Consider the following 19,442-nt stretch of genomic DNA (forward strand, 5'->3'; position numbering starts at 1 on the left):
GTCAGTCGAGCTTCCAGCTCATGACTTCGCCGCCGCGCAGCGGCTTGAGCTGGGCGGCCTCGCCGAAGGGGACGGCTTCGGGGAGCGTCCAGTCGGTCTTGCGCAGCGTCACCTGCGTGGTGTTGCGCGGCAGGCCGTAGAAGTCGGCGCCGTTGAAGCTCGCGAAAGCCTCGAGCTTGTCGAGCGCGCCCGCGGCCTCGAAGGCCTCGGCGTAAAGCTCGATCGCGGACAGCGCGGTGAAGCAGCCGGCGCCACACACCGAGTTCTCCTTCATCACCGAGGCATGCGGGGCGCTGTCGGTGCCGAGGAAGAACTTCGCGCTGCCCGACGTGGCGGCCTTGATCAGCGCGAGGCGATGCTCCTCGCGCTTGAGCACCGGCAGGCAGTAGTAGTGCGGCCGCAGACCCCCCATGAAGATCGCGTTGCGGTTGTAGAGCAGATGCTGCGGCGTGACGGTCGCGCCGGTGAAGCGGTCGGCACCAGTCACGTACTGCGCGGCTTCCTTCGTCGTGATGTGCTCGAACACCACCTTCAGCTCGGGGAAGTCCTTGCGCAGCGGCTGCATCACGCGGTCGATGAAGAAGGCCTCGCGATCGAAGACGTCGACGTCGCCGTCGGTCACCTCGCCGTGCACCAGCAGCAGCAGGCCGGCCTTCTGCATGGCCTCCAGCGTCGCGTAGGTCTTGCGGATGTCGGTGACGCCGGCATCGCTGTTGGTCGTGGCGCCGGCCGGATAGAGCTTGAGCGCAACGACGCCCGCGGCCTTGGCGGCGGCGATGTCCTCGGGCGTGGTGCGGTCGGTCAGGTAGAGCGTCATCAGCGGCTCGAAGTCCACGCCGGCGGGCACCGCGGCGAGGATGCGCTGGCGATACGCGAGGGCCTGCTCGGCCGTCGTGATCGGCGGCTTCAGGTTCGGCATCGCGATCGCGCGCGCGAACTGGCGCGCGGTGTACGGGACGACGCTCTGCAGGGCGGCACCGTCGCGCAGGTGCACGTGCCAGTCGTCGGGACGGGTCAGGACAAGGGTTTCGCTCATGGGGCGGGATTGTCTCATCGTGTCCGCTCGGCGGATTTCCGCACTCCGACCCGGACGCACGTGCGGCTCACCACACACAACCCACTCCACCCGGAAGAACTGCAGACGAAAGCAAAGGCCCGCACCTTGCGGAGCGGGCCTTCGAAGCGGTACGCGGGACGCCGGAGGCGTCGCCGTTCAGTGCTGCAGGATCTTCGCCAGGAAGTCCTTGGCGCGCGGCGAGCGCGCTTCCGGATCGCTGAAGAACTCGTCGCGGGTGCAGTCCTCGATGATCTTGCCGGCGTCCATGAAGATGACGCGGTTGCTGACCTTGCGCGCGAAGCCCATCTCGTGCGTCACGCACATCATGGTCATGCCTTCGTTGGCCAGTTGGACCATCACGTCCAGCACCTCGCCGACCATCTCGGGGTCCAGCGCCGAGGTCGGCTCGTCGAACAGCATCACGATCGGGTCCATCGACAGCGCCCGGGCGATCGCCACGCGCTGCTGCTGGCCGCCCGAGAGCTGGCCCGGGAACTTGTCCTTGTGCGCCATCAGGCCCACGCGCTCCAGCATCTTCAGCCCGCGGGTCTTGGCGTCGGCCATGTTGCGGCCCAGCACCTTGACCTGCGCCAGCGTCAGGTTCTCCGTCACCGACAGGTGGGGGAACAGCTCGAAATGCTGGAACACCATGCCCACGCGCGAACGCAGCTTGGGCAGGTTGGTCTTGGGGTTCGTCAGGCTGGTGCCGTCGACGACGATGTCGCCCGCCTGGATCGGCTCCAGCGCGTTGACGGTCTTGATCAGCGTGGACTTGCCCGACCCCGACGGGCCGCACACCACCACCACCTCCCCTTCTGGATGTTGGTGGAGCAATCGGTCAGCACCTGGAACGGGCCGTACCACTTGGAGACGTTCTTGATTTCGATCATGGAGCGGACCTCAGCGGATGATGGCGATCTTCTTCTGCAGCCGGCGGACCAGCATGGACAGGCTGAAGCAGATCACGAAATAGACGACGGCGACGAAGAGGTAGGTCTCCATCGGCCGACCGAAGTTCTTGCCGGCGACCTCGAAGCCCTTGAGCAGGTCGTACGCGCCGATCGCATACACGAGCGACGTGTCCTGGAACAGCACGATGGTCTGCGTCAGCAGCACCGGCAGCATGTTGCGGAAGGCCTGCGGCAGCACCACCAGGCTCATGGTCTGGCGGTAGGTCATGCCCATCGCGTACCCGGCGAAGACCTGGCCCTTGGACACCGACTGGATGCCCGCGCGCATGATCTCCGAGTAGTAGGTCGCCTCGAACAGCGTGAAGGTGATCAGCGCCGTCTTCTCCGGCCCCAGCGGCCCCGCGATGTACGGGATCAGCAGGAAGAACCACAGGATGACCATCACCAGCGGGATCGAGCGCAGCGTGTCGACGTAGATCGCCGCCGGCTTCTCCAGCCACCACTTGCCCGACAGCCGCATCAGCGCCAGCACCGTGCCCAGCACGATGCCGCCGATCATGGCCGACAGGGTCAGCTGGATCGAGAACCACAGCCCCTTGGCCACGAAGGACGTCAGGACGTCCCAGGTCAGGAACGAGAAATCGAGTTGCGTCATGTCACTTCGCCCCCAGGATGCCAGGCACGCGGACGTACCACTCGATGACCTTGGCCACGCGGTTGATCGCGTAGGCGGAGACGAAGTACAGGATCGTCACGGGCAGGAAGATCTGCACGAAGCTCGACTGCTCCGACGCCTGCAGCGCGAACTGCGCCAGGTCGGGAATGCTCACCGCGAACGCCACCGCCGAGTTCTTGACGATGTTCATGCTCTCGCTGGTCAGCGGCGGGATGACGATGCGGAACGCCATCGGCAGCAGCACGTGGCGGTAGGTCTGCGGCAGCGTCAGCCCCAGCGCCTGGCCCGCGTAGCGCTGGCCCTTGGGCAGCGTCAGGATGCCGGCCTTGACCTGCTCCGAGATCCGCGCCGACGTGAACAGCCCGATCGCGATCACCACCAGCACGCTGGGCGGCAGGTCCAGCACCGGGAACAGCCGCGGCACCACGTGATACCAGATGAAGAGCTGGACGATCAGCGGAATGTTGCGGAACAGCTCCGTCCAGGACTCCCCGAACATCGCCAGCTTCCTGTTCGGCACCGTGCGCAGCACGCCGATCAGCGACCCGGCCACCAGCGCGACCAGCAGGCCCACGACCGAGACGAACATCGTCCAGCCCCAGCCGTGGATCATCGCGTCCAGGTAAGTCTCATAACCGGGGGCGCCGAAACACTTCGGCGCGACCTCCTCGGTCACCATGTCTGTGCAGTACAACTGCCAATCCCAGCTCGCCATGGCGTGCTCCATCCTTCAAAACGAAGGCCTGTTGCGACAAGGCGCCCCGCGGGGCGCCTTGTGCTCAGGCAAGGACTATCACTTCTTGAGGTATTCCTCGACCGGCTTGTCGTTCGGATTCGCCCACGCGTCCTTGGTCGCCGCCGTCGCCGGCAGGCCGACCTTGGTGTTGGTCGGCGGGATCGGCTGGATGAACCACTTGTCGTACAGCTTCGAGATGTCGCCCGACTTCATCAGGCCCTTGATGCTGTCGTCCACGGCCTTCTTGAAGGCCGGGTCGTCCTTGCGGACCATGATGGCGATCGGCTCGACCGACAGCACTTCGCCGACGATCTTGAAGCCCGCCGGGTTGCGCGACTTGGCGATGTTGCCGGCCAGGATCTGGCCGTCCATCACGAAGGCGTCGGCACGGCCCGACTCCAGCAGCAGGAAGCTGTCGGCGTGGTCCTTGCCCAGCACTTCCTTGAAGTCCACGCCGTTGGCGCGCTCATGCTTGCGCAGCAGCTGGACCGAGGTCGTGCCGGTGGTCGTCGCGACCGTCTTGCCGTTGAGCTGGGCGATCGAGGTGATGCCGGAATCGGCCTTCACGGCGATGCGCACTTCCTCGACGTAGGTCGTGACGGCGAAGGCCACGTCCTTCTGGCGCGTCAGGTTGTTGGTGGTGGAACCGCACTCGATGTCCACGGTGCCGTTCTGCACCAGCGGCACCCGGTTCTGCGAGGTCACCGGCAGGTACTTGATGTCCAGCTTGGCCAGGCCCAGCTGCTTCTGCACGTCGGCCAGCACGCGCTGGCAGATCTCGACGTGGTAACCGACGTACTTGCCGTCTCCCAGGGTGTACGACAGGGCGCCCGAGGACTCGCGAACGCCCATGGTCACGCTGCCTGTGTCCTTGATCTTCTTGAGCGTGTCGGCTTGCGCCACGCCAACCAACGCCGCGCCAAGGGCCAGTACCAGCAATGCCTTCTTCATAGATGCTCCTGCTTCGTTCGGATTCAAAAAGCGGATTCGAGGGAGGTTCGACCGGTGAGCCCCCCAACCGGCAGAGCAGACCATGAGCGGTCGCTTTGCTGGGTAGGGAGTATCACGCATCTCGACTTGTTGCGTGGCTTACGTATGCAGGTTCCGTGCCTGCTTCAGCCATCCCGATTCTCAACTTGAGTCAGGAAGTTCCACAGCGCCTGCGCCACCGGTTTGACGCGCCGCGCCGACCCCTGGCGTTCGCGGTACATGCGCAGTTCCATGTTGAGTTCGTACTGGCCCGGCTCGGCGGCCCGCACCAGACGGCGCGCCTTCACTTCCTTCTTCACCGAGCTGGCCGGCAGGAAGGCCAGCCCATGGCCCTCGAGGGCCATGGCCTTGAGGCTCTCGGCCATGTCCGTCTCGAACACCGATTCGAGGTTCAGCGGCTGCGCCGCGCCCTTGACGATCAGTTCCACCAATCGCCCGAGATAGGCCCCCGACGCGTAACTGAGGAAGGGGATCTTCTGACCCGGGTGTCCGGAAATCCGGAACATCGGCGCGCCGGCTGTGTCACCTTTCGCATAGGCGGCCAGCGTCTCGTGACCGAGCGAGACCGATTCGTAACGTTCCGGGTCCAGCTGCAGCGGCTGGCTGGGGTGGTGGTAGACGACCAGCAGGTCGCAGTTGCCTTCGCTGAGCTGCAGCGTCGCGTCGTGCACGTTGAGCGCGTTCAGCCGGCACTTGACCTCGCCGAAGCGCTGGCGCAGCTCCATCAGCCAGTGCGGGAAGAAGCTGAAGGACAGCGAGTGCGGCACCGCGAACTCGATCATGTCCTGCCCCGCCGACTGGTGGCTGCGCAGCATGTTGCGCGTGGCCTGCAGGTTGCCGAGCAGGTCCACCGCCTGGCCCAGCAGCGTCTCGCCGGCGGCGGTGAGCCGCGTCGGATAGGACGAGCGGTCGACGAGGTCGACGCCCGCCCAGGCCTCCAGCGCCTGGATGCGGCGCGAGAACGCGGGCTGCGTGACATGCCGCAGTTGAGCCGAGCGGGAGAAGCTGCGCGTCTCCGCCAGGCTCACGAAGTCTTCAAGCCATTTGGTTTCCACGGCGGCGGAGTTTATCCGCGCGGATCCGCCGGGTCCTGACCATCCTGCTGGAGGGCCCACATCTGGGCGTACCGGCCGCGCTGCGCGAGCAGCGCCGCATGCGTGCCGCGCTCGACGATGAGGCCCTGCTCCATCACCAGGATCTCGTGCGCGTCGACGACGGTGGACAACCGGTGCGCGATGACCAGCACGGTCTTGTCCTGCGCGGCGGCCTCGAGCTCGGCCTGGATGGCGCGCTCGTTGCGCGAGTCCAGCGCGGAGGTCGCCTCGTCGAAGATCAGGATGGGCGGATCCTTCAGCAGCGTGCGCGCGATCGCGACGCGCTGCTTCTCGCCGCCGGAGAGCTTCAGGCCGCGCTCGCCGACCATGGTCTGGTAGCCCTGCGGCAGGTGGCGGATGAAGTCGTGGATGTGGGCGGACTTGGCGGCGGCCTCGATCTCTTCCGTCGTAGCCTCGGGCCGGCCGTAGGCGATGTTGTAGGCGATGGTGTCGTTGAACAGCACGGTGTCCTGCGGCACGATGCCGATCGCGCGGCGCACGCTGTGCTGGGTGACTTCGGCGAGCGACTGGCCGTCGATGGCGATGCGGCCCGACTGCGCGTCGTAGAAACGGTACAGCAGCCGCGCCAGCGTGCTCTTGCCCGAGCCGCTCGGTCCGACGACGGCGACCTTCTTGCCCGCCGGGATCTCCAGGCTCACGCCCTTCAGGATGGGGCGCTGCGGCTCGTAGGCGAAGTGCACGTCGTCGAAGCGCACGGCCGCGCCGCTCACGCGCAGCGGCTGCGCGCCGGGCGCGTCGGCGATCTCGCGCTCGCGCGCCAGCAGGCCGAACATCTTGTCCAGGTCGGTCAGGCTCTGCTTGATCTCGCGGTAGATCACGCCGAGGAAGTTCAGCGGGATGTAGAGCTGGATCATGAAGGCGTTGATCATGACCAGGTCGCCCAGGCTCATGCGGCCGTCGACGACGCCCTGCGTCGCGCGCCACAGCATCGCCACCAGCGCGACCGCGATGATCACCTGCTGCCCGCTGTTGAGCAGCGACAGCGTGCGCTGCGACTTCAGCTGCGCGCGGCGCAGGCGCTCCAGGCTCTGGTCGTAGCGGGCGGCCTCGAAGTCCTCGTTGTTGAAGTACTTCACTGTCTCGTAGTTCAGCAGCGAGTCGATCGCCTTGCTGTGCGCGTGCGAGTCCAGCTCGTTGAGCAGCTTGCGGTACTTGGTGCGCCACTCGGTGACGACGATCGTGAAGCCGATGTAGAAGACCAGCGCCGCGCCGGTGATCCAGGCGAAGAGCACGTCGAACTTCACCGCGAGCAGGCTGAGCACCAGCACGACCTCGACCAGCGTCGGGAAGATGCTGTAGAGCGAGTACGAGATCAGCGCATGCACGGCGCGCGTGCCGCGCTCGATGTCGCGGGTCATGCCGCCGGTCTGGCGCTCGAGGTGGAAGCGCAGGCTGAGGTCGTGGAGATGGCGGAACACCTGCAGCGAGATGCTGCGCGAGGCGCCCTCGGTGGCCTTGGCGAAGATCAGCTCGCGGGCCTCGGTGAACAGCGAGGTGCACAGCCGCAGCATCCCGTAGGCCAGCAGCAGGCCGACCGGCACGACCATCAGCGCCTGCGCGCTGCCGGCGGGGATGTCGAGGCTGTCCACCAGTTGCTTGAGCAGCAGCGGCACGCCGACGTTGGCGAGCTTGGCCGCGACCATGAAGCCCAGCGCGATGCCGACGCGCCAGCGGTAGCGCCAGAAGTACGGCAGCAGGCGGGCGATGGTGTGCCAGTCGCCGCGCGCTTCAGGTACGGACGTGGGCGCGGCCGCGGCGGAGCCGTCGGTGGGAGGGGCTGGGGGCGTCGGCGCGGTGCCGGCGAGTGTGGAGCGGCGCATGGAGGAGGAAGCGTGGGCCTGCCGTGGAGTCGGGCATCCGCCCTGGCGAGGGCGGACATGCTGGACGACAATGCCGCTCATTGTCACCGTTTGCCCATCATGAGCGACTCCACCGATTCGAATGCCCCCGCCGCGTCGCCCTCGCCGTCGACGTCCACGACGCCCGGCAGCCTGCTCTCCCCCGAGACCATCGGTCCGCGCGAGCTCGTGATGCGCGTGATGCCGATGCCGGCGGATGCCAACGGCAACGGCGACATCTTCGGCGGCTGGATCATGGCGCAGGTCGACCTGGCCGGTTCGGTGCTGCCGGCGCGCATCTCGCGCGGCCGCATCGCGACGGTGGCGGTCAACCAGTTCATCTTCAAGCAGCCGGTGTCGGTCGGCGACCTGCTGAGCTTCTACGCGCAGGTCACGCGCATCGGTCGCACGTCGATCACGGTGCACGTCGAGGTCTTCGCCGAACGCAACCCGGCCAACCCGCATGTGGTCAAGGTCACCGAGGCCAACCTCACCTACGTCGCGATCGATCGCGAAGGCAAGTCGCGCGTCTTCGGCCAGGAGGCCTGAGCGCCCCCTCCGCACGACTCGAGCGACGCCGTCACGACCGGAAAGCGACCGGAACGCGACCGAGGCGCGACGCGCGGTGCCCGCCGGCCGTCCTCGTTGCCCGTTCGTGAACGGCGCGGCCCCGGGATGGGGCCATCCGGCTGGTCTGCGCCCAGCAGGGCGAATGGGCATTCGCGCACCAGGGTAAGTACGTAGATCCCGCACACACCGTGAAAAACTGGGTGGGATACTGCCCGGCCAGGGTGCGCAGACACGCCGGTGACGGCGCCTGCGGCCACCCGCAACCGGAGCCGACCCCCATGCTGACCCCTTCCGCCTCCGCCACGCCGGCCGCGCCCGTGCCGTGGTATCGCCACCTCTACCTGCAGGTGGTCATCGCGATCCTGATCGGCATCACGCTGGGCCATTTCGAGCCGGCCCTGGCCGTCAAGTTCCAGCCGCTGGGCGACGCCTTCATCAAGCTGGTGAAGATGATCATCGCGCCGGTGATCTTCCTGACCATCGTGACCGGCATCGCCAGCATGACGCAGCTGAGCGCCGTCGGCCGCGTGTTCGGCAAGGCGATGGCCTACTTCCTGTTCTTCTCCACGCTGGCGCTGATCGTCGGCCTGGTGGTGGCCAACGTCGTGCAGCCGGGCGCCGGCATGAACGTCAACGTGGCGGACCTGGACCAGAAGGAAGTGCACCGCTACGTCGAGAAGACGCACGACCTGACCCTGGTCAGCTTCCTGATGGACGTGATCCCGAAGTCGCTGATCGGCGCGCTGGCGGACGGCAACATCCTGCAGACGCTGTTCGTCGCGGTGCTGTTCGGCATCGCGCTGGCGCTGACGGGCGAGCGCGGCAAGCCGGTGCTGACCTTCTTCGAGTCGCTGACCGCGCCGGTCTTCCGGATGGTGCACATCCTGATGAAGGCGGCGCCGGTGGGCGCGTTCGGCGCGATGGCCTTCACCATCGGCAAGTACGGCGTGGCCTCGCTGCTCAACCTGGGCATGCTGGTGGGCAGCTTCTACCTGACCTCGCTGCTGTTCGTGCTGGTGATCCTGGGCATCGTGGCGCGGCTGTGCGGCTTCTCAATCCTGAAGCTGATCCGCTACCTGAAGGCGGAGCTGCTGCTGGTGCTGGGCACCTCGTCATCGGAGTCGGCGCTGCCGTCGCTGATGGAGAAGATGGAGAAGGCCGGCTGCAAGAAGACGGTGGTGGGGCTGGTCGTGCCGACGGGCTACTCGTTCAACCTGGACGGGACCAACATCTACATGACGCTGGCGGCGCTGTTCATCGCGCAGGCGACCAACACCGAGCTGACGCTGACCCACCAGATCACGCTGCTGCTGGTGGCGATGCTGAGCTCCAAGGGCGCGGCGGGCGTGACCGGCGCGGGCTTCATCACGCTGGCGGCGACGCTGTCGGTGGTGCCGGAGGTGCCGGTGGCCGGCATGGCGCTGATCCTGGGCGTCGACCGCTTCATGTCGGAGTGCCGCTCGCTGACCAACTTCGTCGGCAACGCGGTGGCGACCATCGTCGTGTCCAAGTGGGAGAACGCGCTGGACCACGACGCGCTGGACCTGGCCCTGTCGGGCAAGACCGCCGATCCGGACGACCTGCCGGTCCGCGTGGCCGGACCGGCCGAGACGGCGTGAGCGAACCCCACGCATGAACGACAACGCGCCTCGAGGGGCGCGTTGTTCATTCTTCTTCGTACGGCCGGCGTCATGGCGAGGCCCTCACGCGGGGTTTGTTGGCGGTCCTGGCCCGGATGGCGCGAGCCATCGCGGCGTCGGCCTCAAGGAGTTCAGCTTCGCTGAGCAGAGCGGACCCCACACCTTCCGGCAAGAACCATCCGATCACGCATTGCGGGTCGCGGAGCGCAAGCTGAAGATGCGTGCCCACTCGAAACTCACTGCCGTCCAGGATCGGACGCCCCTGATAAAACGCTGCCCGCAGCAATTGAACCGGCCCCAGCCCTTCGCGCTCCCGCATTTCAGGACCCATGTTGAATACCGCGCAATCCAGACCGCGAATCAACGTCTCTTCGTCAAGGGCATCAGCGGAACGATTGATTGGCATGGATCGTCCAGTGGCGCTCACCACCTTGCGCAGCTCGTCATGCGCCTCCAGATAGTCCTGTCGCCCGCCAACCGTCGTCATGTCCCAGCATCGCCAGACGCACAGGATCACCCCTGCCACTGAAGGCGTCACGATCGGTCGAGCCGACAGCAGTTTTGACGACTGCAAGCATGCTGCTTCGGCAAACTCCATCGCCCGCTGAGCATCCCCTTCGAAGAAGTAGACGCCTTCGCCCAGCCAGTCGTATCGGTTCGACGAAGGCGTCAGGCGAGGCAGATGGCCCTTGACCAGCCGATCTCGCACGGTGATGTCGCACCCGTGATACGCGATGATCAATTGACCTTCGGTCATTGGTACCTCGGCATCAGATTCCCGTCGAGGTCGATGATCCCCGCAGCGATCGCGCATTCGCGAGCCTCTTCCAGCGAAAGCGCACGACGCTTTGTCCGCAGCAGACTGAAATCTCCAGCCTTGTGCGCCCAGTTCGGAGGCTCTTCGACCTTCACCGACGCGTTGGCGACCAACCCGCACCGCTCGCAAAGGCTCTTGCGCTTGGCCGGCTTCGCGCTTTTTCCGTTCGACTTCTTGCTCATCAGGAATCACTCCAATCAACAGAGGAGTCCTCATGATTCCGAGGCGGCGCTGCCGCGCCAATCGCCTCTTGTCGTGCAATCGCCGTCAGCGATGACTTGGGAAAGTCGCGGCCTCCTCCGAATGAGGAGTCGTCCGTCGTGCTTCGCGACGCCCGCCGCGCCTTCGGACCTGCGGGACCACCCGGCGACAGGACTGATACGGAATTGATCCACCCCAGGGATAACCGCAACACAGTGATGCAAAAGAGTATCTGCAGCTGAGCTTCCAGGTATCAACGGAGCAACTGCGAGTGGCTATCGTTCGACCTCAGCGCCGGCTCGACCCGGTGGCCAAGACCGATACCCATAACAGGAGACTCCCGATGCCCCGCTTCGTCCGTATCGACCGGTCGCGCCCGACCGTGTTCACCGCCCTCACGCTCGCCGGCCTAGTCGCCCTCAGTGGCCTCGTCGGCACGGCCCAGGCCCAGACGCCGACCGAGCTGGTGATCGCCACCGTCAACAACGGCCACATGATCGAGATGCAGAAGCTCAGCAAGCATTTCGAGGACGCCAACCCCGACATCAAGCTCAAATGGGTGACGCTGGAGGAAGGCGTGCTGCGCCAGCGCGTCACCACCGACATCGCCACCAAGGGCGGCCAGTTCGACGTGATGACCATCGGCCTGTACGAGGCGCCGATCTGGGGCCGCAAGGGCTGGCTGCAGGAACTCAAGACCGACGCGGCCTACGACGTCGACGACCTGCTCCCCACCGTGCGCAGCGGCGTGTCGGTGGACGGCAAGCTCTTCGCCGCGCCGTTCTATGCCGAGAGCTCCATGCTCATGTACCGCAAGGACCTCGCCGACAAGGCCGGCGTGCAGCTCGGCGACCATCCGACCTGGACGCAGGTGAAGGACCTGGCCGCCAAGATCCACGACCCCAAGCACGGCGTCTACGGCATCTGCCTGCGCGGCAAGCCGGGCTGGGGCGACAACATGGCCTTCATCACCACGCTGGTGAACACCTTCGGCGGCCAGTGGTTCGACATGCAGTGGAAGCCGCAGCTCGAGTCCAAGCCCTGGAAGGACGCGACCGCCTTCTACGTCGACCTGCTCAAGCAGTACGGCCCGCCCGGATCGGCCTCCAACAGCTTCAACGAGATCCTCGCGCTCACCAACGCCGGCAAGTGCGGCCTGTGGGTGGACGCCACCATCGCCGCGTCCTTCGTCTCCGATCCCAAGCAGAGCCAGGTGGCCGCGCAGATGGCCTTCGCGCAGGCGCCGACGATGAACACGCCCAAGGGCGCGAACTGGCTCTGGTCCTGGAACCTCGCGATCCCGGCCGGCTCGCGCAAGGTCGCCGCGGCCCAGAAGTTCATCACCTGGTCCACCAGCAAGGACTACATCCAGCTCGTGGCGAAGACGCAGGGCTGGGCCAAGGTGCCGACCGGCACGCGCAAGAGCACCTACTCGAATCCGGAATTCCAGAAGGCCGCACGCTTCGCCGCCGCGGAGAAGGCCGCCATCGACTCGGCCAGCCCGAACGACGCCACGCTGCCCAAGAGCCCGTATGTCGGCATCCAGTTCGCCGCGATCCCGGAGTTCCAGGCCATCGGCATCGCGGTCGGACAGCAGCTGAGCGCCGCGCTGGCCGGCAAGACCACCGTGGATGCCGCGCTGAAGTCGGGCCAGACGACGGCCGAGCGCGAGCTCACCAAGGCCGGCTACTACCGCAAGTGAGCGGCCATGAATCGTTCCATTCCGCGCCTGCTGCTGGCGCCCGCGGTCGGCACGCTGTTCCTGTGGATGATCGTGCCGCTGGGCATGACGATCTACTTCTCGCTGATCCGCTACAACCTGATGCAGCCGGACGAGACCGGCTTCGCCGGCCTCGAGAACTTCACGTTCTTCGTCACCGATCCGTCCTTCGGCACCGCGGTCACCAACACGCTGCTGCTGCTGGGCAGCGTGATCGCGATCACCGTGCTGATCGGCGTCGCCCTGGCGCTGCTGATCAACGAGCCCTTCCCCGGCCGCGGGATCGTGCGCGTGCTGCTGATCTCGCCGTTCTTCGTCATGCCCACGGTCAATGCGCTGCTGTGGAAGAACATGATGATGAATCCGATCTACGGCGTGCTGGCCCAGGTCTGGACCTTCTTCGGCGCGCAGCCGGTGGACTGGCTGACCGACCATCCGCTGTTCGCCGTGATCGTGATGGTGGCCTGGCAATGGCTGCCCTTCGCGACGCTGATCTTCATGACCTCGCTGCAGAGCCTGGACCGGGAACAGCTGGAGGCCGCCCGCATGGACGGCGCCAACTACCTGCAGCAGGTGCGCTTCCTGGTCCTGCCGCACCTGGCGCGATCGGTCGCCGTCGTGGTGATGATCGAGATGATCTTCCTGCTGGGCGTCTTCGCCGAGATCTACACCACCACGGCCGGCGGCCCCGGGGACGCCAGCACCAACGTGACCTTCCTGATCTTCAAGCAGGCGCTGCTGAACTTCGACGCCGGCGTCGCGTCCGCGGGCGCGCTGTTCGCGGTGCTGATGGCCAACATCGTGGCGGTCTTCCTGATCCGCCTGATCGGCAAGAACCTGGACCGTTGAGGAGACGCCCCCATGACCGCAAGACCCGCAAGACGACGTCCCCCGTTCCCGCTCGTCCCGGTGATCCGCACCGCGACGGCCTGGTCCGTGGCGCTGCTGCTCTTCTTCCCGCTGGCCTGGCTGGGCCTGACCGCCTTCAAGACGGAACTGCAGGCCGTGGCCGTGCCGCCGCAGTGGCTGTTCACGCCGACGCTGGAGAACTTCCACGAGGTCCAGGCGCGCAGCGACTACCTGCTGCATGCCCGCAACTCGGTGGTGACCAGCGTGCTGTCCACCGTGCTCGGGCTGCTGCTGGCGGCGCCGGCGGCCTACGCGATGGCCTTCTTCCGCGGCCGCTGGACCCGCGACCTGCTGATGTGGATGCTGTCCACCAAGATGATGCCGGCGGTGGGTGCGCTGGTGCCCATCTACGTGCTGGCGCAGAAGAGCCAGCTGCTGGACACGCAGCTCGCCTTGATCATCGTCTTCGCGCTGTCCAACCTGCCGATCATGGTGTGGATGCTGTACTCGCACTTCCGCGACATCCCGCCGGAGATCCTCGAGGCCGCGCGCATGGACGGCGCCACGCTGTGGCAGGAGGTGCGGCTGGTGCTGCTGCCGCTGGGCATGGGCGGCATCGCCTCCACCGGCCTGCTGTGCCTGGTGCTGTCCTGGAACGAGTCGTTCTGGAGCCTGAACCTGAGCGCCGCCAAGGCCGGCACGCTGGCCACGCTGATCGCCTCCTACTCCAGCCCCGAAGGCCTGTTCTGGGCCAAGCTCTCCGCCGCCTCGCTGATGGCCATCGCGCCCATCGTCGTGTTCGGCTGGTTCAGCCAGAAGCAGCTCGTGCAGGGGCTGACCTTCGGCGCCGTCAAATAAACCGGACCTCTTCCATGGCATTCCTCCAACTGAGCGGCATCGAGAAGTACTTCGCCCAGCATCGCGCCATCCGCGGCATCGACCTGAGCATCGAACGCGGCGAGTTCATCGTCTTCGTCGGGCCCTCGGGCTGCGGCAAGTCGACGCTGCTGCGACTGATCGCGGGCCTGGAGCGCATCGACGGCGGCTCGCTGATGCTCGACGGCCGCGACATCACCGACGAGCCCTCCAGCCGACGCGACCTGGCGATGGTGTTCCAGAGCTACGCGCTCTACCCGCACATGAGCGTCTACGACAACATGAGCTTCGCGCTCCGGCTCGCCGGCGTCGCGCCCGCCGAGATCCGCGCGAAGGTCGAGCGCGCCGCCGCGGTGCTGAACCTGACCGCCTACCTCGACCGCACGCCCAAGGCGCTGTCCGGCGGCCAGCGGCAGCGCGTGGCGATCGGGCGGGCCATCGTGCGCTCGCCCAAGGTGTTCCTCTTCGACGAGCCGCTGTCCAACCTGGACGCCGCACTGCGCGGACAGACGCGGGTGGAGATCGCCAAGCTGCACCGGGACCTCGGCGCGACGACGATCTACGTGACCCACGACCAGGTCGAGGCGATGACGCTGGCCAGCCGCGTGGTGGTGCTGCGCGACGGGCAGATCGAGCAGGTCGGCACGCCGCTGGAACTCTACGACCGGCCGGCCAACCAGTTCGTGGCCCAGTTCATCGGCACGCCGCAGATGAACCTGCTGCCCTGCGGCCGGCTGCCCGAGGCGCTGCAGCGGCAGGCGCCGCGCGCCGCGGCGAACGGCAGCCTGGGCCTGCGGCCGGAGGCGGTCGGCGTCGGTCCCCGCGGCCAGGGCGCGATGGGCGGCACCGTGGAACTGGTGGAAGCGCTGGGCGCCGAAACGCTGCTCTACGTGCGCACCGTCGAAGGCACGCAGCTGGTGGCGCGGCTCAGCGAACGCACGCGTTGCGAGGCAGGGGACGAGGTCTCGCTGCAGCTCGACACCGCGCAGGCCCTGTGGTTCGACGACGCCGGCCGTGTCGTGCCCGCGGGTCTGGCCGCCTGACGCCGCCTGACGCCGCCGCGCCCGCAACGACTTTCCTCCGAACGAACGACGCATCCACCGACGTCCTCATGACCATCGCCAACGACACCGCCGAGCCGACCTTCACCATCCTCCACCTCGGACTGGGCGCCTTCCATCGCGCGCATCAGGCGCTCTACCTGCAGGCGCTGCACGACCGCGACGACACGCGCTGGGTGCTCGCCGGCGGCAACCTGCGCCCGGACATGCCCGAGACCATCGCGGCGCTGCAGGCGCAAGGCGGCGCGTACACGCTGGAGACGGTGTCCGCGCAAGGCGAGCGCCGCTACACCTGGGTGCGATCCATCCGGACCGTCGTGCCGTACACGTCGGACCTCGCCGGCCTGATCGCCATCGCCGCGGATCCCGCCACGCGCATCCTGTCCTTCACGGTGACGGAGGCCGGCTACTACCTGGACAGCCGGCACGACCTCGACTGGGCGCATGCGCCGGAGCTGGACGCCGACCTCGCCGCGGCCCGCGAGGGCCGCCCCGTCGCCACGCTCTACGGCGCGCTGACGGTCCTGCTGCGCGCGCGCAGGGCGGCGGGGGCCGGCGCGATCACGCTGCTGAACTGCGACAACCTGCGGCACAACGGCGACCGCTCGCGCCACGGCCTGCTGCAGTTCGTGCGCGCGCTGGGCGACGACGCGCTCGCGGCCTGGATCGAATCGCACACCACCAGCCCGAACGCGATGGTCGACCGCATCACGCCGCGCCCGACACCGGAGGTCCCGGCCCGCGTGCGCGCGGCCACCGGACGCGAGGACCCCGCCGCACTGATGAGCGAGAGCTTCACGCAATGGGTCATCGAGGACCGCTTCGCCGCCGGCCGGCCGGCCTGGGAGCAGGTGGGCGTGGAACTGGTCGATTCGGTGCTCCCCTACGAGGAGGCCAAGATCCGCCTGCTGAATGCGACGCACAGCTGCATCGCGTGGGCGGGCACGCTCTCCGGCTACCGCTTCATCCACGAAGGCACGCAAGATCCGCGCATCCGCCAGATGGCGGTCGACTACGCCACCGACGACGCCATCCCCGTGCTGCAGCCCAGCCCGCTGGACCTGGCGGCCTACCGCGACGTGGTGCTGGAGCGCTTCGCCAATCCGGCCATCGCCGACACCAACCAGCGCGTGGCCATGGACGGCTTCAGCAAGATCCCGGGCTTCATCACGCCGACGATCCGCGAGCGCCTGGCGCGCGGCGAGGGGATCGCCAGCGTCGCGATGCTGCCGGCGCTCTTCCTCGCCTACCTGCAGCGCTGGCATGCCGGTCAGCTGCCTCACGACTACCAGGATCAGGTCATGGACATCGACGCGGCCCATGCGATCTGCGCCGCCGACGATCCCGTCGTTGCCTTCGCCGCCGATCGCCTGCTATGGGGAGAATTGGCGGGTGATCTCCGGTTGGAGGCGGCCTTGCGCGCGGCCACCGACCGGGTCGGACACTTCATCGCGCGGATCCCGGCGACACCGCCGCGGTGAACCGCGGGAAGCACCGGCAAGCCGCAGCGCACCCGATCCGTCCCCACCTTCGACCGTGGCCTCGCACCAGGAGCCCTTGATGCCGACGACACAAGCCGCACCGCGACGCACCCAGCCCGAGCTGGAGTACGCCTATTCCCGATCGCCGGAGCTGGGCTACGAGCCGTCGGAGAACGCCGGCTTCATCCGTTGCCTGTCGCACGGCTTCCCGACGCCGCTGGCGCGCTGGCACTGTCACGACGAGTACGAGCTGCACCTGATCACCGCCTCGTCCGGCAAGGTCTTCGTCGGCGACTGGATCGGCCAGTTCCAGCCGGGGCAGCTGGTGCTGACGGGCCCGCGCCTGCCGCACAACTGGATCAGCATGGACGTGCCCGAGGCCGGCATCCCGGAACGCGACCTGGTCGTCCAGTTCCCGCATGAGCCCCTCGCCGCGGCCGCCGACGGCATCCCGGAACTGCGCGAGGTGATGCCGCTGCTGGAGCGTGCCCGCCACGGCATCGAGTTCTTCGGGCTGCAGGCGCAGGCCACCGCGCACTGGCGCCGCGTCAAGGAGCGCCAGGGCCTGGCGCGTTTCGGCGCCTTCTGCGACTGGATGGGGGAACTGGCCCGCTGCAGCGACTACCGCCTGCTGTCCAGCGCGCCGCTGCGCAGCGAGGACAGCGACCTCGAGCTCGCGCAGGTGGATGTGCTGGTCAGCCGCATCACCGAGCAGTTGGGCGCGCCGCTGTCGGCCGCCGACCTGGCGCAGGAGATGGGCATGACGGAGAGCCGCTTCTCGCGCTTCTTCCGCCGTGCCACCGGCAACACCTTCACCGATTTCGTGAACCGGGTACGCGTGAACCGCGCCTGCCAGCTGCTGCAGGAGTCGGACCGCACCATCACGCTGATCGCCTACGAAGTCGGCTTCAACAACATGGCCAACTTCAACCGGCGCTTCCTGGACATCAAGGGCGTGACGCCCAGCGAGTACCGCAAGCGGTCGGCCGGCCGCTTCGGCGTGAAGTGATGAAGTGAGGACCCCGCCATGACCTTCGCGCCCTTCCCCATCGACACGCCCTCGGGCGGACGGTCCATCCAGGCCGCCGTGGCCGGCGAGGCGCTGATCGACCTGATCGGGCAACCCGACGGCCGGTACCAGCCCTGCCTCGGCGGCGCGCCGTTCAACCTGAGCCGCGCCCTGTCCCGGCAAGGCGTCGGCACGCACTACCTCAACCCGCTGTCGACCGACCGGTTCGGCCGGCAGCTGGCTGGACAGCTGGTCGCGGACGGCGTCCGGCTGTCGCGGCCGGAGCCTGTTCAGGCGGTCACCTCGCTCGCGGTGGTGGAGGTCGATGTCCACGGTCATCCGCAATACGCGTTCTATCGCGACGGCGTCGCGGACCGGGCCGTCGATGCGGACGGGCTGACGCGGCATTGCCGCGCCCTGCCTGACCTGCGGCTGGTGTGCACCGGCGCGCTCGCGCTCGATGCGCGGGACACGGACCGCTACCTGCCCTGGCTGGCGACGCAGCGCGCCGAGCGCCGCTGCGTCGTGGTGGACGCCAATCTGCGGCCGTCGGTGATGCCCGACCTGGACGACTACCGCGCCGCGGTGCATCGGGCGCTCGCGCTGGCGGACATCGTGAAGGTCAGCGACGAGGACCTGGTGCACCTGGGCATGCCGGGCGACGACCCGCTGGTGCGCTGCGGCAACCTGCTGGACGCGCATCCGCAGATCAGCCTGATCGCGCTGACGCTGGGCGCGGAAGGCGCGTGGCTGCTGCATCGCAACGGCATCCACTGTTTCGCCAAGGAGTCGCGGCGCCTCAAGGTCGTCGACACGGTGGGCGCCGGCGACAGCTTCCTCGCCGGGCTGCTCGCCCACCTGCTGTGCCAGGCGCAGATGGCCCGGGCGGCCAATCTGGTGGAGATGCTCCAGAACCTGCTGTACCACTCCTGCGACCAGGCGCTGCAGCACGCGCTCGGCAGCGCGAGCCTGTGCGTGCAGGTCAGCGGCGCCGGCGCGCCGACCTGGCAGCAGGTCAGGGAGTGGGTGGGCCGCGGCGAACGCTACGCGGCATGACGGGACACGACGCGGCGGGCTGTCCAAGCCCGCCCGTCGGACGCGCCGCGGACCGGGTGACCGCGACGCGCGCCGATCAGAACTTCGAGAAGTCCGGCTGGCGCTTCTGGAAGAAGGCCTGGAAGGCCTCCGTCGCCTCGGGGCTGCGCAGGCGCACGCTGAAGATCTCGGCCTCGGCCTGGATCGTGGCCAGCAGCTCGTCCTTCGACGCACGGCGCATCAGCTGCTTGCTCTCGCGCACGGCGCTCGGGGGCAGCTTGTTGAAACGCTCGGCGATGCGGCGGGCATGCGCCACGACCTCGCCGGCCGGCAGCACCGCGTTGGCGACGCCGCATTCCACCGCCTGCTCGCCGGTGAACGGATCGCCCAGCAGGATCTTCTCGGCGGCGCGGCGCGGGCCCATCAGGCGCGGCACCAGCAGGCTGGAGCCGAACTCCGGCACCAGGCCCAGGCTCACGAAGGGCATCGCCAGACGCGCATCGTCGGCCACGTAGACGAAGTCGCAATGCAGCAGCAGCGTCGTGCCGATGCCGATGGCCGCACCGTTCACGGCCGCCACGATCGGCTTGTCGCAGCCGACCATCGCGCGCATGAACTGGAACACCGGCGCGTCTTCATCGCGCGGCGGGCTGCCCATGAAGTCCTCGATGTCGTTGCCCGACGTGAAGATCTGCGGCTGGCCCTGGATCAGCACCGCGCGCACGGCGTTGTCGGCGTTGGCCGTGACCAGCGCGTCGGCCATCTCCTGGTACATCGCGCGGGTCAGCGCGTTCTTCTTTTCCGGCCGTGCGATCTCGATGGTCTGCACGCCGTTGACGATGGCGGTCTTGATGCTCATG

The 19,442-nt window shown here is 67.6% G+C and carries 18 protein-coding genes and 1 pseudogene; 9 read left to right on the forward strand and 10 right to left on the reverse strand.

Going from position 1 to position 19,442, the window contains the following annotated elements; all coding sequences use genetic code 11:
* Nucleotide 1: 1 nt before the first annotated feature.
* The 7 genes and pseudogenes from pyrC to ACQ86G_RS01255 form a co-directional block, all read right to left on the reverse strand.
* Nucleotides 2-1,036: a dihydroorotase gene (gene pyrC, locus ACQ86G_RS01225; RefSeq protein WP_431258946.1), complete on the reverse strand. Its 1,035-nt coding sequence runs from the start codon at nt 1,034-1,036 to the stop codon at nt 2-4.
* A gap of 177 nt (nt 1,037-1,213) precedes the next feature.
* Nucleotides 1,214-1,947, reverse strand: a pseudogene (locus tag ACQ86G_RS01230) (amino acid ABC transporter ATP-binding protein).
* A 10-nt stretch (nt 1,948-1,957) separates the two neighbouring features.
* Entirely contained in the window at nt 1,958-2,623 is a 666-nt protein-coding gene (locus ACQ86G_RS01235) for an amino acid ABC transporter permease (protein WP_431258947.1), read from the reverse strand.
* Nucleotide 2,624: 1 nt separating this feature from the next.
* On the reverse strand, nt 2,625-3,359 hold the full coding sequence (locus ACQ86G_RS01240) for an amino acid ABC transporter permease (protein ID WP_431048417.1): 735 nt from the start codon (nt 3,357-3,359) through the stop codon (nt 2,625-2,627).
* Between the two features lie 78 nt (nt 3,360-3,437).
* Nucleotides 3,438-4,331, reverse strand: coding sequence for an amino acid ABC transporter substrate-binding protein (locus tag ACQ86G_RS01245; RefSeq protein ID WP_431258948.1), 894 nt, complete (start codon nt 4,329-4,331; stop codon nt 3,438-3,440).
* Nucleotides 4,332-4,495: 164 nt separating this feature from the next.
* Nucleotides 4,496-5,425 carry a LysR substrate-binding domain-containing protein gene (locus ACQ86G_RS01250; RefSeq protein WP_431258949.1) on the reverse strand — a complete coding sequence of 310 codons (930 nt, stop codon included), beginning with the start codon at nt 5,423-5,425 and terminating at the stop codon, nt 4,496-4,498.
* Between the two features lie 11 nt (nt 5,426-5,436).
* The gene (locus tag ACQ86G_RS01255) at nt 5,437-7,305 is read right to left on the reverse strand and encodes an ABCB family ABC transporter ATP-binding protein/permease (protein WP_431258950.1); all 1,869 of its coding nucleotides are present in this window, start codon (nt 7,303-7,305) and stop codon (nt 5,437-5,439) included.
* 99 nt (nt 7,306-7,404) lie between these two features.
* On the opposite strand from ACQ86G_RS01255, the gene ACQ86G_RS01260 reads away from it, so the two are divergent.
* Together ACQ86G_RS01260 and ACQ86G_RS01265 are read left to right on the forward strand one after the other, a co-directional pair.
* Nucleotides 7,405-7,872, forward strand: coding sequence for an acyl-CoA thioesterase (locus ACQ86G_RS01260; RefSeq protein WP_431258951.1), 468 nt, complete (start codon nt 7,405-7,407; stop codon nt 7,870-7,872).
* A 299-nt stretch (nt 7,873-8,171) separates the two neighbouring features.
* Nucleotides 8,172-9,512, forward strand: a complete 1,341-nt coding sequence (locus ACQ86G_RS01265) for a dicarboxylate/amino acid:cation symporter (protein ID WP_431258952.1) — start codon at nt 8,172-8,174, stop codon at nt 9,510-9,512.
* 70 nt (nt 9,513-9,582) lie between these two features.
* Here the strand turns inward: ACQ86G_RS01265 and ACQ86G_RS01270 are convergent, their stop codons facing one another.
* Nucleotides 9,583-10,290 (reverse strand): hypothetical protein, encoded by a 708-nt coding sequence (locus ACQ86G_RS01270; RefSeq protein ID WP_431258953.1) that lies wholly within the window; start codon nt 10,288-10,290, stop codon nt 9,583-9,585.
* Complete coding sequence (locus tag ACQ86G_RS01275; protein ID WP_431258954.1) at nt 10,287-10,532, reverse strand: hypothetical protein; 246 nt, start codon at nt 10,530-10,532, stop codon at nt 10,287-10,289. The genes ACQ86G_RS01270 and ACQ86G_RS01275 overlap by 4 nt, the downstream gene beginning before the upstream one ends.
* A 362-nt stretch (nt 10,533-10,894) precedes the next feature.
* Here ACQ86G_RS01275 and ACQ86G_RS01280 point away from each other — a divergent pair, with 362 nt between their 5' ends.
* From ACQ86G_RS01280 to ACQ86G_RS01310, 7 genes are all read left to right on the forward strand, one after another.
* Nucleotides 10,895-12,253: an ABC transporter substrate-binding protein gene (locus ACQ86G_RS01280; RefSeq protein WP_431258955.1), complete on the forward strand. Its 1,359-nt coding sequence runs from the start codon at nt 10,895-10,897 to the stop codon at nt 12,251-12,253.
* Nucleotides 12,254-12,259: 6 nt separating this feature from the next.
* On the forward strand, nt 12,260-13,120 hold the full coding sequence (locus ACQ86G_RS01285) for a carbohydrate ABC transporter permease (RefSeq protein ID WP_088406160.1): 861 nt from the start codon (nt 12,260-12,262) through the stop codon (nt 13,118-13,120).
* 12 nt (nt 13,121-13,132) lie between these two features.
* Nucleotides 13,133-13,978 carry a carbohydrate ABC transporter permease gene (locus ACQ86G_RS01290; protein ID WP_431258956.1) on the forward strand — a complete coding sequence of 282 codons (846 nt, stop codon included), beginning with the start codon at nt 13,133-13,135 and terminating at the stop codon, nt 13,976-13,978.
* Between the two features lie 14 nt (nt 13,979-13,992).
* Complete coding sequence (locus ACQ86G_RS01295) at nt 13,993-15,039, forward strand: ABC transporter ATP-binding protein (protein WP_431258957.1); 1,047 nt, start codon at nt 13,993-13,995, stop codon at nt 15,037-15,039.
* A 68-nt stretch (nt 15,040-15,107) separates the two neighbouring features.
* Nucleotides 15,108-16,538: a D-arabinitol 4-dehydrogenase gene (gene dalD, locus ACQ86G_RS01300; protein ID WP_431258958.1), complete on the forward strand. Its 1,431-nt coding sequence runs from the start codon at nt 15,108-15,110 to the stop codon at nt 16,536-16,538.
* A 79-nt stretch (nt 16,539-16,617) separates the two neighbouring features.
* Complete coding sequence (locus ACQ86G_RS01305) at nt 16,618-17,547, forward strand: AraC family transcriptional regulator (protein ID WP_431258959.1); 930 nt, start codon at nt 16,618-16,620, stop codon at nt 17,545-17,547.
* A gap of 18 nt (nt 17,548-17,565) precedes the next feature.
* Nucleotides 17,566-18,603, forward strand: coding sequence for a PfkB family carbohydrate kinase (locus ACQ86G_RS01310; RefSeq protein WP_431258960.1), 1,038 nt, complete (start codon nt 17,566-17,568; stop codon nt 18,601-18,603).
* 76 nt (nt 18,604-18,679) lie between these two features.
* On the opposite strand, the gene ACQ86G_RS01315 is transcribed toward ACQ86G_RS01310, so the two are convergent.
* Nucleotides 18,680-19,441, reverse strand: coding sequence for an enoyl-CoA hydratase (locus ACQ86G_RS01315; protein ID WP_431258961.1), 762 nt, complete (start codon nt 19,439-19,441; stop codon nt 18,680-18,682).
* Nucleotide 19,442 lies beyond the last annotated feature (1 nt).

Origin of the sequence: Roseateles chitinivorans, from assembly GCF_050632145.1 — a bacterium.
Lineage (GTDB): Bacteria > Pseudomonadota > Gammaproteobacteria > Burkholderiales > Burkholderiaceae_C > Roseateles > Roseateles chitinivorans_B.

Excerpts from the sequence above, each read along its gene's own strand:
- ACQ86G_RS01235 (WP_431258947.1), bottom strand. The coding sequence starts at position 2,623 with ATGACGCAACTCGATTTCTCGTTCCTGACCTGGGACGTCCTGACGTCC.
- dalD (WP_431258958.1), top strand. The coding sequence starts at position 15,108 with ATGACCATCGCCAACGACACCGCCGAGCCGACCTTCACCATCCTCCAC.
- ACQ86G_RS01305 (WP_431258959.1), top strand. The coding sequence starts at position 16,618 with ATGCCGACGACACAAGCCGCACCGCGACGCACCCAGCCCGAGCTGGAG.
- ACQ86G_RS01285 (WP_088406160.1), top strand. The coding sequence starts at position 12,260 with ATGAATCGTTCCATTCCGCGCCTGCTGCTGGCGCCCGCGGTCGGCACG.
- ACQ86G_RS01275 (WP_431258954.1), bottom strand. The coding sequence starts at position 10,532 with ATGAGCAAGAAGTCGAACGGAAAAAGCGCGAAGCCGGCCAAGCGCAAG.
- ACQ86G_RS01265 (WP_431258952.1), top strand. The coding sequence starts at position 8,172 with ATGCTGACCCCTTCCGCCTCCGCCACGCCGGCCGCGCCCGTGCCGTGG.
- ACQ86G_RS01270 (WP_431258953.1), bottom strand. The coding sequence starts at position 10,290 with ATGACCGAAGGTCAATTGATCATCGCGTATCACGGGTGCGACATCACC.
- ACQ86G_RS01290 (WP_431258956.1), top strand. The coding sequence starts at position 13,133 with ATGACCGCAAGACCCGCAAGACGACGTCCCCCGTTCCCGCTCGTCCCG.
- ACQ86G_RS01255 (WP_431258950.1), bottom strand. The coding sequence starts at position 7,305 with ATGCGCCGCTCCACACTCGCCGGCACCGCGCCGACGCCCCCAGCCCCT.
- ACQ86G_RS01260 (WP_431258951.1), top strand. The coding sequence starts at position 7,405 with ATGAGCGACTCCACCGATTCGAATGCCCCCGCCGCGTCGCCCTCGCCG.
- ACQ86G_RS01295 (WP_431258957.1), top strand. The coding sequence starts at position 13,993 with ATGGCATTCCTCCAACTGAGCGGCATCGAGAAGTACTTCGCCCAGCAT.
- ACQ86G_RS01315 (WP_431258961.1), bottom strand. The coding sequence starts at position 19,441 with ATGAGCATCAAGACCGCCATCGTCAACGGCGTGCAGACCATCGAGATC.
- pyrC (WP_431258946.1), bottom strand. The coding sequence starts at position 1,036 with ATGAGCGAAACCCTTGTCCTGACCCGTCCCGACGACTGGCACGTGCAC.
- ACQ86G_RS01240 (WP_431048417.1), bottom strand. The coding sequence starts at position 3,359 with ATGGCGAGCTGGGATTGGCAGTTGTACTGCACAGACATGGTGACCGAG.
- ACQ86G_RS01310 (WP_431258960.1), top strand. The coding sequence starts at position 17,566 with ATGACCTTCGCGCCCTTCCCCATCGACACGCCCTCGGGCGGACGGTCC.
- ACQ86G_RS01280 (WP_431258955.1), top strand. The coding sequence starts at position 10,895 with ATGCCCCGCTTCGTCCGTATCGACCGGTCGCGCCCGACCGTGTTCACC.
- ACQ86G_RS01245 (WP_431258948.1), bottom strand. The coding sequence starts at position 4,331 with ATGAAGAAGGCATTGCTGGTACTGGCCCTTGGCGCGGCGTTGGTTGGC.